Raw genomic sequence first — 2460 nt, forward strand, 5'->3', positions numbered from 1 at the left:
TATATTAATGGTTATTGGGTTGTATCTAGGGTGTCAAAATACGCTACTATTGAGTCGAGTAAATGTAACAATTTCACTTTTGTGTGAAATATTAAAGGCAATACAGATAGATAAGAATTGCCTTGTCCAGAGGTATGTTAGCGGGTTAGTTCAGCATAACGACTAACACCAATATCAATAACAGCGGATAAACTCTCGCATGCCATTTATCCGGTATACGTGATAAAAAACGTTCAGCTATTTTTAATCCTATCCATGTACTACAGATTAGAATAACGGCTGCTTTTATCCAAATATAGCCAACAAATCCAGCGCTATCCCCTAACGGGGTAGTGAAAGACAATAAGATATAAGTGAGTGTTGCCGTTAATGCTAAAGGGAATGTCAATGTGTTTGCCATTGCAGCCGATTGAGTCATTGACATACCTCTACGGCGTAATAAAGGTACGGTCATAACACTTCCACCTACACCTAAAAAAGCTGCAATAATGCCAATAATAGTGCCAGTTAACGCTTCTTTTTTGTTGGTTACTTTTTGTATTTCTTTGCGTGGCGCCATAAATCCGGGGCGAAAATAGCAATCTAAGATAGTAAGGAATAGATAGCCAATAAAAATCCATCGGATCCATTCACCTTGGACGGATGAGGCAAGTAAGGCACCGAAGATCCCACCGAATGCAATCCCCCAAAATAAGATCATAATTAATTTCCAATCTATTTTTTTCGCCTTATGGTGTTTTAGGGTCGTAATAATAGCGGAAAACAGCATAATGAGCGCAGAGGTAGCCACAGCAATTTGCATAGCATGTTCACCCGCTAAGCTATCACCCGCCCAAAGTGTAAGAATGAGAGTATAGAGTAGGGGCACAGTAACAAAACCACCGCCAAAACCAAATAACCATGTAGTAATACCTGAAATTAAGCCAAAAGAGATCAGCCAAAGTATCATTTAAATTCTCCTGTCCATAACAGGTGATATAAGCTACCGAATATAGATTTGATTTACTTCTGTGGTGCAGACAGTGAAATAGGAATTTAGGCCAAATTATCGACAATAAAGGTTATTATTTTTGATAAGGCTTTATTAAATCACCAAACTCTCATTGGGTGTTGTTAATAAATAACCTATTCTTTATAGCGAGAATAAACAGTGGGTAAAATGATAGGTTGTTATAATTGGCGTTCCCTACAGGAATCGAACCTGTAACTAGCCCTTAGGAGGGGCTCGTTATATCCATTTAACTAAGGGAACATTTTGCGAGAGGGTGCTTAACTGTTTCTCAGTGTCCGTATAGTACCGTTTTTGTGGTGGGGGGATCAAGGTATTTAGTCATTGAGTTAGCAAGGTTTATTTTGTAATCAATGATAATACTGCCTTAATAGCTATTTCTATATTTTTATATTGTCACAGTAGATCGTAATAAAAATGATAAATATAAAATTAGTAGGTTAATTGAATGAGTCATAAAAAATTAAAGCAATAAACGGGAGGGGAATAAAATAAAGAAGGCTCCTACCCGTTTAATGTATACAAGCTAATAGCTTGTTAATATAGTGAGAGTGTTTTTGTTAAACTTTTTAAACACCGAAAGAGAATGTTAATACGGCCTCACCAATAAAATCGAGTCCATTACTAATATCTATCGCTTTTTTAGCTAGCTTATCACGAGAAAGAATAAATGTATGAGATGATATTCCTGGTATAAATTTTGTGGTAAAGATTTCACCTGAGACTAATTTAAGAGATGCGGCGGATACATCCTCTTGTTGCTCTGATGTCCACCCATGAATATTATTTTTAACTAAGACAGACACCCCCACTTCAGCTGTTTTAGGTGTTGCTCGGCTTATAAAAGCCGTTTTTCCGTCAACAGTTGCATCTTTCCAATTAAAAAATGAAGCCCCAACAGCTTTATCTGGGTTGGCTTTATCAACTAAGCGAAACCAAGCACTATCAAAACTAGTATTATAATCAAGATCTACATCACCATATGTATCAGTAGGTATAAAAGTCAAATAAGTTTTAGCATCACATTCAATACTGATGCTTGTTTCTGGTTTCATATCCACATATTGATAGTTTGAAGATTGTGGTATCAAGCTTGGCGATATGCGGCCATAGTCAAAGACAACTTCTGTATTGTTAGAACTATTGATTGTACAAGTTGGTGGTTTTATATCCCCATTGATCTGTAATTGAGCTGAAGGTGTTACAGCCAGTGCTGATGTTGATATAGCCGCTAGTAAGGTAAAATAGAGAAAATTCTTTTTCATTTTACTCTTCCTTTTCGTGAATGAATAATGAATTATTAAATTAGAGGATTATGATACCCCTTTTAAATTATTATTTAAGTTTTAAAATTAAGTATTTTCTTTTATTTTAGTCTGTTTAATCAAATTATGATGTTATTGAAAATATTTTATTATTTTTCATCTAATTTAGAATATCACAAAATGTTT

General features: G+C 35.1%; 2 protein-coding genes and 1 tRNA gene. All 3 read right to left on the bottom strand.

The annotated features are described in order from the left end of the window. Positions 1-145 precede the first annotated feature (145 nt). Positions 146-949 carry a sulfite exporter TauE/SafE family protein gene (locus AACU95_RS09860; RefSeq protein WP_004250658.1) on the bottom strand — a complete coding sequence of 268 codons (804 nt, stop codon included), beginning with the start codon at positions 947-949 and terminating at the stop codon, positions 146-148. Positions 950-1177: 228 nt separating this feature from the next. Continuing rightward, positions 1178-1252, bottom strand: a tRNA-Arg gene (locus AACU95_RS09865). Between the two features lie 326 nt (positions 1253-1578). Continuing rightward, complete coding sequence (locus AACU95_RS09870) at positions 1579-2274, bottom strand: fimbrial protein (RefSeq protein ID WP_004243775.1); 696 nt, start codon at positions 2272-2274, stop codon at positions 1579-1581. Positions 2275-2460 lie beyond the last annotated feature (186 nt).

Source organism: Proteus sp. G4415 (assembly GCF_963896075.1).
Classification (GTDB): Bacteria; Pseudomonadota; Gammaproteobacteria; order Enterobacterales; family Enterobacteriaceae; genus Proteus; species Proteus mirabilis.

Excerpts from the sequence above, each read along its gene's own strand:
- AACU95_RS09870 (WP_004243775.1), bottom strand. The coding sequence starts at position 2,274 with ATGAAAAAGAATTTTCTCTATTTTACCTTACTAGCGGCTATATCAACA.
- AACU95_RS09860 (WP_004250658.1), bottom strand. The coding sequence starts at position 949 with ATGATACTTTGGCTGATCTCTTTTGGCTTAATTTCAGGTATTACTACA.